Below are 15,043 nucleotides of genomic sequence, written 5' to 3'. Positions count from 1 at the left end.
ACGGATGAACAACCCGGAACGGGTCTCAAGGCTCAGTTCTTCGCGGACACCTTGGGCTTCAACCCTGCTGAACGCCGCACCGCGTCATCCTGCCCACAGATCAGCAGCCAATTCGCAAGCAGGCGGTAACCGCCCTCGGTGAGCACGGATTCAGGGTGGAACTGCACGGCGTACAGCGGCAGTTCCCTGTGCTTGAGACCCTGGATGATGTGATCCTGCTGCGTCCATGCGCTGACCACAAGCTCTTCCGGAACGGTCGACGGCTCCACGGCAAGCGAATGGTATCTCGTCGCGGTCATCGGATTCGCAATGCCCTCGAAAATCTCGTCGTCCACATGCTCGACGGCGCTGGTCTTCCCATGCATAATCGTCGGAGCATGATCCACCGTGCAGCCGTAGACCTCGGCCAGGGCCTGCAGACCGAGGCATACGCCGAACATCGGCGTACGGGTCTGCGCGCACAGCCTGATCATCGCCTCGCTCGCCCCTGATTCGGCCGGGGTGCCTGGGCCTGGTGAGATCAGCACACCATCGTATTCGGCGAGCGCGGTCGCATCCTGCGCGCTGATGGCGTCATTGCGCACCACGCTGACCGTTGCCCCAAGGGTCTTCAGATACCCCACGATCGTGTAAACGAATGAGTCGTAGTTGTCGATCACCAGTATCTTCGCGCTGTCTGTCATCATGCTCCCCGAACCGTGCCGTCTCATCGATTGATGCGCCATGTCCTGTGACACGGCGCCATCTACTTTCATTATTGCGCATCCGCACGCCCAGCGCGCTCAGCTGAAGATGATGCGGACTACTGAACCGAAACGTAATTCGACATGATTTGCAGATATGGCACGTTTGAGGCCAGCCAGGGGAATCCCCATTGGAATAGTGCCGCGGCGGCCGCAAGGATCAGCAGCAGCACCAGCAACAGGCGTATCGGCTTGATTCCGGGCTGATGGCGTGTGAGCCAACCGTAGATGCTGGGTTCGGGGCGTGCGATCTCCCCGTTGCGGATGGCCCTGAGCACCGGATAACGCCATGCGATGCCCGCCGCGACGGCGATCACCGCATACGCGATCAGAAGCCACATCACGACGGGGGCGAGTGAGGTGAGCCTGTCCAACAGCGATGCGTTGGACTGTTTGGAGAAGGTTGTGGCTCCGGTCGAAGCGCCGTCCGAAATCTCCTTGGGCACCCCATCGGAGACTTTGGCCCAATAGTCGAGTTCCCCCCAACTGATCCAACGATGGGTCGCCGAAGTATAGCGAGGCTCGCATGTGGTCAGCGTGATCATCCATTTCGTCGCCTCGGCGGAAGGCTGTTCAGGGTTGGCTGCGATCACATCGGTCTGCGTCGGCAGCACGATCTCCTTGCCGGTGTAGTGGTATACATACCAGTAATCCTTGGTACGCACCACGATGGCATCGCCCTTCTGCAACTCATCCACATGCGCGAGGGGTTCGCCATATCCCGAGCGGTGTCCGGCAACCGCGAAATTCCCAAGTTGCCCCGGCATCTGCGTTTCGGTGTAATGCCCCAGACCATGCTTGGCCAACTGTTCGCTGCTCGTGCCTTCGACGATGTTGCGCTGCCATTGCGAGCCGAAACGAGGCACATAGAGTTCGGCCACGAGATCACCGTCTTTGGCGCTCGTCGGCTGCACGGGCGGATCGCCTTGTTGGGCGGCCGCGATCTTGGTGCTTCCACTCTCACTGGCAGGTTCCGACCAGGACACCGACTCCCGCTGCCGCAACTGGCTCTGGGAGGACTCCACACCCGTCCACCACAACTGCCACACGATATACAGGGCGCATACCACAGCCAAGCTAAGCAGCACCTCTCCGAGGATCCCCAGGGCCGCGAAGAAGGCGCTGCGTTTGACGGCCGGTCTTCCCGCACCCGTGCCCTGACCTATGTTTCGACCAGTGTGCTCATCATGGGAGTGACGTGCCATCTCAGCTCAGTCCTTCTTGTATTCGGTGGCGTAGTGCAAAGGCTGTAACACGGCCGTCGTTTTCGCGAATCTCAGATTATCCGAAGTCTCAACGGACCAACCCAATCCTATCGAAGTCACATATCCCTTGTAAATCTGAATGGTTCTCGAATCGTCAAGGGCATCGGTCATCTGCTGGGTGGGTCCTATCGCGGAGACCTTGTATGGTGGCGAGTATTTTTTACCCTGCAGCAGCAGGACGTTGCCGACGCATCGCACTGCGGTGGTCGGCAGCACGCGCTGCCCCTGGATCTGCATGGATTCGGCGCCACCGGCCCAGAGCGCATTGACCACACCCTCGATATCCTGCTGATGAACGACATAATCGTTGATCGTGGCCGAGGAGCCGGACTGATCGACCTGCTGCTCCCAGAGCGGGGAGTCGTCCAAGGTGACGGTCAGGCCGGGCCCTTCAATCGCGGGCAGCACGGTTCCCGAGCCCACATCCTCCGTGTCCGCCGAGCTGCTTGACGTGCTGGTGAGGTCCTTCAGGGTGTTGATCTGTTCGCTGAGATTGCTGATTTGTGAGCTGAGCTTGCTGACCAGCTCCTCACGCTCGGCCACCAGGCCCGCGGTATCGGATGTGACGGTGACCGAGCGGTTCACGCGTATGTTGGTCACCAGGAGGAATCCGGTCAATGCCATGATCAGGGCGACGCTGAACAGACCGGCAGTGCTATGCCGTGCGCTGTGACGAGCGTGATGCCGAGCCATGAACACCCTTTCTCGACGACCGATGTGGTCGCTTTCGAGTCTAACCATTACTATGACTTATAGCCTATCGAAGGAGAACACACCCATGGCTGAGCAAGAGCTGCACGAAACCGACGCGCAAGCGCGGGGATCCAAGCAGGGCAACGAGTCCGGGGCAGATGTGGCAATCGAAACGTCGGCCAATGACCATACTGAGAGCGAAATCCGGGAGGACGCGTCGGTGGACGCCCCTGCGGAGGACGCAGCCCATGAGGGCGACGATGCTTCGGATCAATCAGAGCCAGCCACACAGGCCGATGAAGCGGAGAAGACCGAGGACGACGAGAGCTACGGCGTATCCATCGACAAAGTCGAAGCCGTGCTGAACGCCACGGTGGATAAGTCTGCACTCACCCCGCAGATGAAGCGCATGATGCAGCGTCAGGATGACAACACCAAGCGCGTCGAGGAATCCATCAAGGGCACCAAGGCGAACCCCGGCTGGTTCGTGCCGCTCTTCTGCACGCTGATGGTCATCGGACTGATCTGGTGCGTAGTCTACTACATCACAGGGTCCTATCCGATCCCGAATATCAGCGCATGGAATCTGGCCATCGGCTTCGCTTTCATCATGCTCGGCTTCATCATGACGATGTGGTGGAGATAAGCCTTGGCATAGGCTGCCGCAGAGCAGGTGACCGGATAGTTATCCACAGCTAGGTGGGTGGTTATCCACACTGTTGTGCACAGCATGTGGATAGATTACACGCGTGTAATTTGCCACTGTGGCCCCGCTCCCCGGAGTGGGGCCACAGTGTTAGAACACCAATGCCCGCAAGGGATTCTGGGTATCACACAGGATGGCCACCACTACCAGCAGCGCGAATACGGCCGAGCCATATATCCACATTCTCTGTGTAAAACTGCGCTGCCGCAATGCGGGAAGGCCTGAGACCAGCAACCAAGTCAACAAGGCACCGGTAATGAAGCCGCCCACATGGGCCTGCCATGCTATGCCCTTGATCACGAAGGGCATCAGGAAATTGATGCCTATCCACACCGTCATCGAGCGGATATCGGCACCGACCCGCCTGGCCACGATCAGCACCGAGGCGAACAGTCCGAACAATGCACCGGATGCGCCATAGGAGGCGGTTATCCACCCCTGCCCGTTGGGGGAGACCACACCCCACACCATCATGCCTATGCCGCCACCCACTCCGGCAATCAGGTAGAAGGCCAGGAAGCGCCAATGCCCCATCATGCGCTCCAGAACCGGGCCGATCGACCAGAGCGTCAGCATATTGAACAAGACATGGAAGAGATTGGTCGCATGCAGGAACATGGCGGTGATGAAGATCCAGGGATGGGCCACCGCGTATACCGGCACGAATACCGTTTCGTTGAGCACCGCGCTCAGTGCGCTCGGCGCGACGAGATTCAGCACGATTTCAACGAGCCAGATAGCCACACAGGCGACGATGATCCCGCCTGTTACGACGGCTCCCCCGTTACGCCATGAAGCCGCTATCCGTCTGCGGGAGAAGAGTGTCGAGAGGGAAGGTCCTGAGCCAAAACCGAAAGCACCACGATTGAATCGATTGTTCATGCGCTCCACTCTATCGAAGACCCGACCGTGAATTCCCTGAGAACTCAGCCTGAAAGCCGATGAAGGAATCTTCAGCACGCAATTCACACGCAATCACCACAAAATGAGAATTATGATAGTGACTAGCGGTGGCTTGGATGGGCAAGTTGCCTTATCACGGTGAAAGGAGCCAACATGAAGAACAAGTCTTCGAACGGCTGGAAGTTTTTCGCGTTGCTGTTTGGCGCATTGCTTGCAGGAGTAGTGGGTTTGTATATCTACAAGCAGCAGAACCCAGACTATGACCCTTGGGAAGAGCCTTGGGAGAACAGCTCGTCGCCGGTTGATCTGGGCATTGCCGAGAAATCGGAATCCGATGAGGACGCCGACGAGGAGTCCACGGATGATGCGGCGGATGACGGCGAGAAGTCCGAAGCCGACGATGACGCAGCAGCCGAGGAAAGCGCCGAAGAGGCCAAGTAGTTCCGTCGGGAGTGACGTTCTCACAGAACGGCATCCCGCGATACTAGTGCTGTCGGTGCACAGCCAAGCCTAGGAGCTTCACCTCCAATAGCTTCAGTTCAGTGGCCGGGGGATCTGCATGATTCAATCATGCAGATCCCCCGGCCACTGTTTGTTGCGCCGGCACCTACCCCTGAAACTATCCCGCTGAGACTCCTGTCGTCGTGCCGGCCACATGCTCACTCATTCCGCGTCTTATGGAGCCCGCAGCTTTCGGTATGCCCCCACTCAAAGGCGATGAGTGGGGGCATACCGTGCGAGATGTGGCGGCGCTTTGCGGAGCGCGCCCTCAGATCGAGGATGGGGAGGGGCTGGTGTGCCAGATGCGCTCCAGGTAATCCTTGATCGAACGGTCCGAGCTGAAGTATCCGCTGTTCGCCACGTTCAGAATCGCGCTGCGGTTCCAACGTGCCTGATCGCGATACGCATCTTCGACCTCCTGCTGAATATCCATGTAGGCCGTGAAGTCCGCCATCGTCATGAAGTAGTCCTTGGTGAGCCAGTCGGAGACCAAAGAGGCGTACACATCGCGGTCGCCCTCGGAGAATACGCCGCCCGCAACCATGTCAACGGCCTTCCTCAGCCTCGGATCGGCCTGCACATAGGACAGGGGATCGTATCCTTCGGCATACAAGCGATCGACATCCTCGACTTCAAGTCCGAAGAGGAAGAAGTTCTCGGCTCCTACGCGCTCCCGAATCTCAACGTTCGCTCCGTCCAGTGTGCCGACGGTCAAGGCGCCGTTCAAAGCGAACTTCATATTGCCGGTCCCGGAGGCCTCCTTGCCTGCCTGCGAGATCTGTTCGTCAAGTTCGGTGGCGGGAATCAGATGCTCCGCGAGCTCGATATTGTAATTCTCCGGGAAGCGGACCTGCAGGCGTCCTGCAACGTCAGGATCGGCATCAATCACACGCGCCACATTGTTGATGAGACGGATCGTGAGCTTCGCCATCGCATACCCCGGTGCCGCCTTGGCACCGAAGAACACCGTGCGCGGCAGCATGTCGCCCGCCGTGCCGTCCTTGATGGCGGCGTATTGGGCGATAACCGCGAGGATCTTCAGGGACTGGCGCTTGTACTCATGCAGACGCTTGACCATCGAATCGAACATGGTGCCCGGATCGACCTCGAAGCCGTAGCGCTGCTGCGCGAAGACCGAGAAATCACGTTTATTGGCCCGCTTGACCTCCGCGAAGCGCTCCACGAAGGATGCATCATCAGCCAACGGAGCCAGGCCCTGAAGCCGCTCAAGATCGGACATCCAACGGTCGGTGCCCAGACCTTCGGAGATGAGCGCGGACAGACGCGGATTGGCCAGGCGCACAAACCGACGTGGCGTCACGCCATTGGTGACGTTGGTGAACCTTTCGGGGAACACATCACTGAAATCCTTCAGGGTGACATCGCGCAGGAGCTGCGAGTGGAGCTCCGCGACGCCGTTCACATGCAGGCCACCGACCGTGGCCAGGAAGGCCATACGCACCTGGGGATTGCCGTCACGCGTGAGGATGCGCATGCGGTCGATCCTCTCACCATCAAGACCTTTGTTCTCAAGCCCTTCGACGAACTGCGCGTCGATTCGATCTATGATCTGCAGATGCCTTGGCAGCAATTCACCGATCAATTGCGCGGACCAGACCTCCAAAGCCTCAGGGAGCAGGGTGTGGCAGGTGTAATTGAATGTTCTTGTGGTGATGTCCCACGCGGTATCCCAGTCATAGCCGTATTCATCGAGCAAAACGCGCATCAGCTCGGGGATGCCGATCACAGGATGCGTGTCATTCAATTGGAAGCATATCTTCTCGGGGAAGGTGCGCAGATCCGGATGCTCCTGACCCGGGTAGAAGGTCGCGATGGCATCGTGGATGGATGCCGCCACGAAGAAGTACTGCTGTTCCAAACGAAGGCGCTTGCCCTGCGGGGTGGAATCCTCCGGGTACAGGATCTTCGTGATGTTCTCGGCCTCAACCTGCGGCACCACGGCGCCCATGTAATCAGAGTCGTTGAAGGCGGAGAGATCGAACTCATCGTATGATCGCGACTCCCAGAGTCGCAGGGTGTTGACCCGGCCCGACTCATATCCCGGAACCGGATAGTCGACGGGGACCGCGCGCACGGACCACGCCGGCTCCCAGACCTTCGCCCCGTCGTGTTCCTGCACCGTGCCACCGAAGCCGACCCGCTGCGAACGATGATAGTCAACGTGTCCCCAAGGCTCTTCCTGCGTCAGCCAGTAATCCGGCTTCTCGACCTGGCGGCCGGCCTTGTCGAATTCCTGACGGAAGATGCCGTAACGATAACGAATGCCGTATCCGAATGCGGGTACGCCCAGCGATGCCAGGGAATCCACATAGCAGGCAGCCAGACGGCCCAAACCACCATTGCCAAGCCCCGGCTCCGCTTCGGCTGCGATCACCTCGTCCTGGTCGAATCCCAGCTCCTTCATCGCCAGGGCGAACTGTTCGTCCAAACCGACATTGAGCAGGGCATTCGAGAGCTGCCTGCCGATCAGGAACTCGGCGCTGAGATACCCGACCGCTTTGGTGTTCCCCTGCACCATCTCGGCGCGGGTCCGCATCCATGAATCAGACAGATGGTCACGCACCGCAGATGCAACAGCCACATACACATCGGACGCCTTGGCTGATGATTCGTCAACGCCAAGCTGATATTTCAATTTGCTACGAATCTCGCCCGCGAACTCAGAACCCGACAGCGATGCCTTCGGCGCAGTAACTTCAGTCATGAAGAATCCTCTTTCCTGATCGAACCGTGCCTCTCATTATGCCTGCTTTTCCATCCCGAGTCAGGCCAGCGGGCATGAACATCAGGTAACGCTGGCCGATCAGCACGCACATTGACCACCGGAAGAGCGAGAATACCCCTATGAGCGTCATCAGGAATCAGGATCTGGAGAGCGGGAGAGCGGCCTTGGAACGATGGCACGGTCTTGCCCTGCATCAGGCCGCGGCCGGGGACGCAAAGGCCCATGTGGATCTGCCACGCAAGGACTACGCGATGGCCGTTCGCTATTCCCTGTATCTGCTGACCCTGCGCGCGCCAGGCGGAGCGGTCGAGGTGCGCGTGGCACCCTGGGGCGCGGTGAAGATTCTTGACGGTCCCAGTTCCGACCCCCATAATCTGACTCCTCCGGACACCATCGAGCTCGATCCGGATGTCTGGCTTCGTGTGGCCTGCGGGATCACCAGCTGGTCGTCCGAGCGGGACTCCGGACATATCAGCGCAATGGGTGAGCGCGACGATCTGAGCCGCCTGTTGCCCTTGCTCTCCGCCGAGCATCCACAGGCCTAAGGCCTTACGGCGATCAGCCGGAGTCGGCGAAAGGGCGTGGATGCCAAAACAAGTCAGCCCGGAACACCATGGTGTTCCGGGCTGACCGTTAAGGAGGGGAGGCTCAAGACCCTTGGGCCGACACCGCCGGGGCTATGCCTTCTTCGTGCTTTTCGCACTCGTGGAGGATCGCGTGGACGCAGGCTTCCTGGTGCTTGCGCGGCGGGTCTTCGCCGTATCTGAGCTTGATGTGCCGCTGGCCGCCGTGCTGCTCGTTCCCGAGACGCTCGTCTTCCTGGCTGCGGTCTTTCGAACCGTGGTCTTCTTGCCGGCGGTGCCACTCTCAGTGGCGCTTTTCCTGACCGATGCCTGTGTGGCGGAAGTCTTTGCGGTGGAAGTCTTTTTCGCGGAGGTCTTTGCAGTACCGGCCTTCGCGGCACTCGCCTTCGCAGTCCCCTTCTTCGCAGGGCTCCGCTTCACGGTCTTCTTAGGAGCTGTCGCGTGCCCACTTGTCGCTGCAGTCGCGTCCGCCTCGTCATCAACGGCCCCCGAGCCGTCGGATTGGCTTGCACGCTTGGCTTTGACCTTCTCCAACTTCGGCTTCAACGCACTCGGCACCGGAATCGGGATTGGGCGATGTCGCACGACTGGTGCAGCCGGCGCTTCGGATGCGGTGGCCTTGGCTGCGGCTTGGGCCGCCCACTTGGCATAATCATCCAAATCATCATTCATCGCAGGAGCCGACTCCTCGGCATCCGTGTGTGAGCTCACTGATTCAACAGGACCGAACTCATCCCCCACAACCGCCGCTTCCTGTTCGTTGGAAGCTTCCTGGTTGTTCAACTCTTTTGCGAGTTCGTCATAATCGGTATCAGTTGTCAGATATTTGAGCTTACGGGCTATTTTCGTCTGCTTAGCCTTCTGACGTCCGCGGCCCATCCGACCCCCTTCGCCAGTTCAAGTGCCCACGCAATAGGCAACACGATTCTAAATTTGCATCACATAAGAGGTTACCACCAGTTACGTTGTCTGCTGAGACTTTTACGATAAAAGCAAGATTTCGACTCTATGCAGAATACTGGCACAGGCACTCAAGGGACAACAGAATGACGGATGAACGGCAGCTGACGGCGGCAGGCAACGAAGTAAGCGCGAGCTTCCTCACGGCAAAGAAGCTTTCCGATGCAACATTGACCAAGCTTGAAGCCAATCCCGGCGCATATACCATGCTCACCGGTGACCGGCCGACCGGCCGTCTGCACCTGGGCCACTACTTCGGCTCGCTCCTGGGACGCGTCCAGATGCAGGAGCGGGGTGTACACACCAATATCATCATCGCCGATTACCAGGTCATCACCGACCGTGACACCACCGACCGCATCGGCGACAATGTGCTGAATCTGGTACTGGACTATCTGGCGGCGGGTATAGATCCCAAACGCACGATGATGTACACGCATTCGGCCGTCCCCGCGGAAAACCAGCTGCTGCTTCCTTTCCTGTCCCTGGTCACGGAGGCGGAGCTGCACCGCAATCCAACGGTGAAGTCGGAGATGGAGGCCAGCGGGCATGCACTGACCGGTCTGCTGCTGACCTACCCCGTTCATCAGGCCTGCGATATCCTCTTCTGCAAGGCGAATGTGGTCCCGATCGGCAAGGACAACCTGCCCCATGTGGAAATAACCCGCACCATCGCACGTCGTTTCAATGAACGCTATGCCTCGAAGAAGCCGATCTTCCCGGAACCTGCCGCGATTCTTTCCGATGCACCGGAGATCCCGGGACTCGACGGACGCAAAATGAGCAAATCCTACGGCAATTCGATCATGCTGAGCGCCACCGCCGAGGAAACCGCCAAACTCATCAAGAAATCACCCACCGATTCGCAACGTCGCATCACTTTTGATCCGGTGAACCGCCCCCAGGTCTCCGCGCTGCTGACCACGGCGGCTCTGGTGACCGGACGCGATCCCGTTGAGATCGCCGAGGAGATCGGAGAATCCGGTTCCGGCGCGCTCAAACAGTATGTGACCAGTGCGGTGAACGAATTCCTCGCGCCTCATCGCGAGCGCAGGGCGGAGCTTGCCAAGGATATGGATTCGGTGCGCGATGTGTTGCACGACGGCAACGCGCAGGCCAACGCCATAGCCGAGGAGACTCTTGACGAGGTCCGCGCCGCGATGGGTATGAAGTACTGAGGCGTTTGAAACCGGGATCGTACGGTTCCAGGCCCTCAGAGAGCTTCCTTCATCAGGCTCCCCACTGCGGGTTCAATGGATGCACGAGCCCTGCGGAGGGCTATACGTCATAACGCCATGACTTATCGGTGATCACACGTGCCATCGCCAGTCCGACCGGCAGACAGATGATCACCATGAACGCGCGGAAGGCCCAGTCGAGCGCATTCAGCGTTGAGAACTGGCCGAGGTAGAACATCGCCCGGTACATATACAGACCGGGGACCATGATCACGATCGAGGGAACCGTCAGACATATGCGCGGGTACCCCAGATGTGGAGGCAGCCACCCTCGTCTGACGGCCGAACGCCAGGCGGTTGCGAGCAGGCCTGCGGCGAAAGCCCCGAAGAAGGCAGCGGCCTCCGGTGGCACGTTGAGCAGGTCCTGGATTTCAAGACGCATGGTATCGGTTATCGCACCGATCAAAGCGGCCGTGAAGGCCATACGCTGCGGTGAGTTGAAGAGGACGGAGAAGCCCCATACACCGGCGAAGGCCGCGAAGAATCTGAGAACGCCGTTCAGCATCGGATCAAGTCCGAGCGGTTCGAAACCCTGAGGATTCAAGGAAACAGCACGGGCGACGGCCCAACCGGCAAAAGTCGCCATCAGGATGATCGACAAGGCGTACATCAGCCGCTGCAGCCCGGATGGGAAATCGATCTTGGCGATATCCAGACCACCGGTGACCAATGGGAAACCGGGAATGACGAAGAGCATCGCGCCTATATATGCGGTGTCATGCTCCAAGGCGATGGGATTGAAGATACCGATGAACCTGAGCATGCCCACGCATGCCAAGGCGGCGACCGCAACGGAGACGAAGGTCACGAAGAACTGGTTGAGGTGCTTGGCGAGCATCAGCCTGCGTACGAAATGACCGATTCCGGCTCCCACAAAGGCACCGGCCATATCGAAGGGACCGCCGCCGAGCAGAAACACGAAGGCCGCGCAGGCGACAGCGGAGCCGAACGCGGCGAACCACGCGGGGTACAAGGGTTTGCGCTTCTCTATGACGTCAAGCCGTGCATGGGCCTTACGAACGGTCAGCCCCTTGAAATCGCCATCCTCCTCTTTCTTTCTGGCGATCACCTGCTTGACGCGGCCCAATGCCCTCAACGCCGAAAGGGCGGATGACGGGCTGCCTAGCTTATCCACCAGTGCCTCTGAGATTTCGGCTTCATGATGGTATACGCTGCTTAACCCGCAGCTCACGCTGAACCAGTCCGCGAAATGCTCGAGCAGCCAGATGCGCTCGGTGTTCACACCCGTCGAAGGCAGGTCGATCACCTCCGTGATCCGCTCCTTGCCATCGGTGCATGTCGCTTCGATATCGGTCAGGTTGACGTCGGCGCGCACATGCACTCCAAGGGGATACGCTATGCGGTGCATCATCTCGCGCACCCTGAAGCTTCCCGTTCCCGAAGACAGGTCCAGGGCCCCGACGCGCACGATCAGGCTGGCTTTGGCCGCAATACCCGCCTCGGTGACCGGCTTGTCCAGATCCCTGACGATATCCTCCATATCCAAAGGGATGGAGTGCGTGTGAAAGGCGCTGATCTTCTCCTGGCCGGATTCACTCTGGTGTGTGGCGCGCTGCGCCTTCTGACTGTTGTCTCTGAATCTTTTTGCGAAGCCCACAGCTTCATGTTTACTCCACACCCTGCACCGAAAGCACCTTTTCGTTATGTACTTCACAGACCATTGGCAGACCAATGTAATACAACTGGGCGAAAGAGGACTTACAATGTTGCACGCAAGAGCTGAACTGAAGGCTGTGGGCTTGGAACGATCAGCTATCACAACCACGGAGGAGCCGTGGAAAGCTGGTAGATCGAGCAACCGGACGTTTGGCACAAGGAGGCCACATGGCAGATAATAATGACCAGATCAAAGCTGCTGATGCCGGAATCGTAAGTTCCGGCACGGGGACCAAAGGTCCCGAGGAGCGTGATCTTCCCGAATCGTTGAAGTATGACATGGATTTGTGTCTGCGCATTCTTCGCGATGTCCTGGGAGAATTCAACCCGCAATTACTCGAATCATTCGATGCACTCCGTCAGAATGCGGTCGAGGCGAGCGCCGAGCATTTCAGCGACATACTCACCGATCCGCATCCCGATGAGGATGGGCTCGCGAAAGCCGTGGCCCTCATCGACGGGACCTCGATGCACGACTCGCAGTTGCTGGCACGCGCATTCACCACATACTTCCACCTCGCGAATCTGTGCGAGGAGAATTACCGCGTCGCCGCTCTGCATAAGCGTGAGTCCGAAGTGGATCTCAACGCCGCAACGGATCCCGTGAACGAGATGACCGGGGCCTACCATCAGCTGATCGATGAGATGGGTCCGGCCAAGGCGCAGGAACTGCTCGAGAAGCTTGAATTCCACCCGGTGTTCACCGCCCATCCCACGGAGGCCCGCCGCAAGGCGGTCGAGGGCAAGATCCGTCGCGTGGCTGAACTGCTTGAGGAACGCCCCAAGCTCGGTGGATCCGATCTGGAAGAGAATGAGCGCCGTCTCTACAATGAGATCGATGCGCTCTTCCGTACTTCGCCAATCGGCCTGAAAAAGCCGACCCCTGTTGAAGAGTCCGACACGATTATCGACATCTTCGACAACACGCTCTTCGACACCATTCCCAAGGTCTACAGGCGCTTCGACGATTGGATCCTCGGCAAGAAGGCCGGAAGAGTCGAACCCGTGTGCCCCGCCTTCTTCCACCCCGGCAGCTGGATCGGTTCCGACCGTGACGGCAACCCGAACGTCACCGCCAAGGTCAGCCGCATGGTCGCTCGCAAGTTCACCGATCATGTGATCTTCAAACTTGAGCAGTCGACCCGCACGGTTGGCAAGAACCTGACGGTGGAAAGCGAGACGACCCCCCCGAGCTCGGAGCTGCTGAGCCTTTGGAGCCATCAGAAGGAAATGAGCGAGCGCCTTACCGACAAGGCCTCCTTCATCTCGAGCCAGGAGCCGCATCGTTCGGTGGTGCTCGTCATCGCCGACCGTCTGCACGCTTCGATTCTGCGCGATGCGGATCTGATGTACAAGAGCTGCGATGAATTCATCGAGGACCTCAAGGTCGTGCAGCGTTCACTGGCCGCCGCCAATGCTCCACGCCACGCGTATGGTCCTCTGCAGGATCTGATCTGGCAGGCGCAGACCTTCGGATTCCATCTGGTCGAGATGGAGTTCCGTCAGCATTCCGTGGTGCATGCCCGAGCGCTTGAGGACATCCGCGAACACGGTCTGCACGGTGAGCGCGGAGCGCTTCAGCCGATGACGCACGAGGTGCTCGACACCTTCCGTGCGCTGGGTTCGATCCAGCGCCGCAACGGCATCAAAGCCGCCAGACGCTACATCATCTCCTTCACCAAGTCGGCGCAGCACGTCAAGGACGTCTTCGAACTGAACCGTTTGGCCTTCGCGCATCCCAAGGATGTGCCGACGATCGACGTCATCCCCCTCTTCGAGCAGCTTGAGGATCTGGAGAACTCGGTCGACACCCTCGAAGAGATCATCAAGATTCCTGAGGTGCAGGCACGTCTGAAGGCGACCGGCAACAAGATGGAAGTCATGCTGGGATACTCGGATTCCTCGAAGGATGCCGGCCCGACTTCGGCAACGCTGGCCTTGCACTCCGCACAGGAGCGCATCGCCAAGTGGGCGCTGAGCCACGATATCGACCTGACCCTCTTCCACGGTCGCGGCGGTGCCGTCGGTCGCGGCGGCGGTCCCGCGAACCGCGCCGTGCTTGCACAGCCGGTCGGCTCCGTGAACTGCCGCTTCAAGCTCACCGAGCAGGGCGAGGTCATCTTCGCCCGTTACGGCAATCCGATCCTGGCCATTCGCCACATCGAGTCCGTTGCGGCGGCGACCTTGCTGCAGTCGGCTCCGAGCGTGGAGAAGCGCAACACCGAGATGACCCAGAAGTACTCGCAGATGGCCACGGCTCTGAACGAGGCATCGCATAACCGCTTCCTGGATCTGCTGGGAACACCCGATTTCGCCCCGTGGTTCTCCATTGTGACGCCACTGACCGAAGTCGGTCTGCTCCCCATCGGATCACGTCCGGCGAAGCGCGGCATCGGCGCGAAATCACTGGATGATCTGCGAACGATCCCCTGGGTGTTCTCCTGGGCGCAGGCCCGCATCAATCTGGCCGCCTGGTACGGCCTGGGGACCGCCTGCGAACAGTTCAACGATCTGGAAACCATGCGTTTGGCATACGAAGAGTGGCCGCTGTTCAGCACTTTCATCGACAACATCGAGATGTCGATCGCCAAGACGGACGAGCGCATCGCCAAGATGTACCTCGCGCTCGGCGACCGTGACGATCTGGCGAAGAAGGTCCTTGACGAGATGGAGCTCACACGCAAGTGGGTGCTCAAGATCGTTGGCGACAAGTGGCCGCTGCAGCACAGGCACGTGCTTGGCCAGGCCATCCGCATCCGTTCGCCCTATGTTGACGCACTTTCGGTCACCCAGGTCCGCGCGCTGCGCTCACTGCGTCGTCGCAACGACAAGGAAGAACTCAGCACCAGCCAACAGGCCGACTTCATCTATCTGATTCTCTGCACCGTGTCCGGAGTAGCCGCCGGCCTGCAGAACACCGGATGATCTGAGTCCCGCTCCTTCAACGAGAATCCCGCACACCCGAGCTGTCGTGTGCGGGATTTTCGTATGCACAACCAGATGCCGCGACGATCCGCCCGCATCGTC

Annotated in this window: 10 protein-coding genes and 2 pseudogenes; 5 read left to right on the top strand and 7 right to left on the bottom strand. The window is 59.3% G+C overall.

Annotated elements, in window-relative coordinates; all coding sequences use genetic code 11:
- Window positions 1–32 precede the first annotated feature (32 nt).
- The 3 genes from BPSY_RS03165 to BPSY_RS03155 all read right to left on the bottom strand — a co-directional run bounded on the left by BPSY_RS03165 (window position 33) and on the right by BPSY_RS03155 (window position 2,701).
- Complete coding sequence (locus tag BPSY_RS03165) at window positions 33–683, bottom strand: anthranilate synthase component II (protein ID WP_033497734.1); 651 nt, start codon at window positions 681–683, stop codon at window positions 33–35.
- Window positions 684–802: 119 nt separating this feature from the next.
- Window positions 803–1,948: a class E sortase gene (locus BPSY_RS03160; RefSeq protein WP_081884185.1), complete on the bottom strand. Its 1,146-nt coding sequence runs from the start codon at window positions 1,946–1,948 to the stop codon at window positions 803–805.
- A 6-nt stretch (window positions 1,949–1,954) separates the two neighbouring features.
- Window positions 1,955–2,701 (bottom strand): DUF881 domain-containing protein, encoded by a 747-nt coding sequence (locus BPSY_RS03155; RefSeq protein WP_033497704.1) that lies wholly within the window; start codon window positions 2,699–2,701, stop codon window positions 1,955–1,957.
- A gap of 85 nt (window positions 2,702–2,786) precedes the next feature.
- Here BPSY_RS03155 and crgA point away from each other — a divergent pair, with 85 nt between their 5' ends.
- Window positions 2,787–3,347 carry a cell division protein CrgA gene (gene crgA, locus BPSY_RS03150; RefSeq protein WP_033497702.1) on the top strand — a complete coding sequence of 187 codons (561 nt, stop codon included), beginning with the start codon at window positions 2,787–2,789 and terminating at the stop codon, window positions 3,345–3,347.
- Window positions 3,348–3,497: 150 nt separating this feature from the next.
- On the opposite strand, the gene BPSY_RS03145 is transcribed toward crgA, so the two are convergent.
- Window positions 3,498–4,289 carry a rhomboid family intramembrane serine protease gene (locus tag BPSY_RS03145; RefSeq protein WP_051921583.1) on the bottom strand — a complete coding sequence of 264 codons (792 nt, stop codon included), beginning with the start codon at window positions 4,287–4,289 and terminating at the stop codon, window positions 3,498–3,500.
- Window positions 4,290–4,463: 174 nt separating this feature from the next.
- On the opposite strand from BPSY_RS03145, the pseudogene BPSY_RS03140 reads away from it, so the two are divergent.
- A pseudogene (locus BPSY_RS03140) lies at window positions 4,464–4,682 on the top strand (hypothetical protein); the annotation flags it as partial.
- A gap of 397 nt (window positions 4,683–5,079) precedes the next feature.
- On the opposite strand, the gene BPSY_RS03135 reads toward BPSY_RS03140, so the two are convergent.
- A complete protein-coding gene (locus BPSY_RS03135) occupies window positions 5,080–7,536 on the bottom strand; it encodes a glycogen/starch/alpha-glucan phosphorylase (protein WP_033497699.1) in 2,457 nt (818 codons plus the stop codon).
- Window positions 7,537–7,676: 140 nt separating this feature from the next.
- Here BPSY_RS03135 and BPSY_RS03130 point away from each other — a divergent pair, with 140 nt between their 5' ends.
- Window positions 7,677–8,102 carry a sterol carrier family protein gene (locus BPSY_RS03130; protein ID WP_033497697.1) on the top strand — a complete coding sequence of 142 codons (426 nt, stop codon included), beginning with the start codon at window positions 7,677–7,679 and terminating at the stop codon, window positions 8,100–8,102.
- A 573-nt stretch (window positions 8,103–8,675) separates the two neighbouring features.
- Here BPSY_RS03130 and BPSY_RS11905 read toward each other — a convergent pair.
- Window positions 8,676–9,020: pseudogene (locus BPSY_RS11905) on the bottom strand (DUF3073 domain-containing protein); the annotation flags it as partial.
- 167 nt (window positions 9,021–9,187) lie between these two features.
- Here BPSY_RS11905 and trpS point away from each other — a divergent pair.
- Entirely contained in the window at window positions 9,188–10,279 is a 1,092-nt protein-coding gene (trpS, locus tag BPSY_RS03120) for a tryptophan--tRNA ligase (protein WP_033496828.1), read from the top strand.
- A 100-nt stretch (window positions 10,280–10,379) separates the two neighbouring features.
- Here the strand turns inward: trpS and BPSY_RS03115 are convergent, their stop codons facing one another.
- On the bottom strand, window positions 10,380–11,876 hold the full coding sequence (locus tag BPSY_RS03115; protein ID WP_238556795.1) for a threonine/serine exporter family protein: 1,497 nt from the start codon (window positions 11,874–11,876) through the stop codon (window positions 10,380–10,382).
- 308 nt (window positions 11,877–12,184) lie between these two features.
- On the opposite strand from BPSY_RS03115, the gene BPSY_RS03110 reads away from it, so the two are divergent.
- The gene (locus BPSY_RS03110) at window positions 12,185–14,941 is read left to right on the top strand and encodes a phosphoenolpyruvate carboxylase (protein WP_033496831.1); all 2,757 of its coding nucleotides are present in this window, start codon (window positions 12,185–12,187) and stop codon (window positions 14,939–14,941) included.
- Window positions 14,942–15,043: the final 102 nt, after the last annotated feature.

The sequence above is a fragment of the Bifidobacterium psychraerophilum genome, assembly GCF_000741705.1.
GTDB classification, from domain to species: Bacteria; Actinomycetota; Actinomycetes; order Actinomycetales; family Bifidobacteriaceae; genus Bombiscardovia; species Bombiscardovia psychraerophila.
This window is presented reverse-complemented; position numbering and strand designations above follow the sequence as displayed.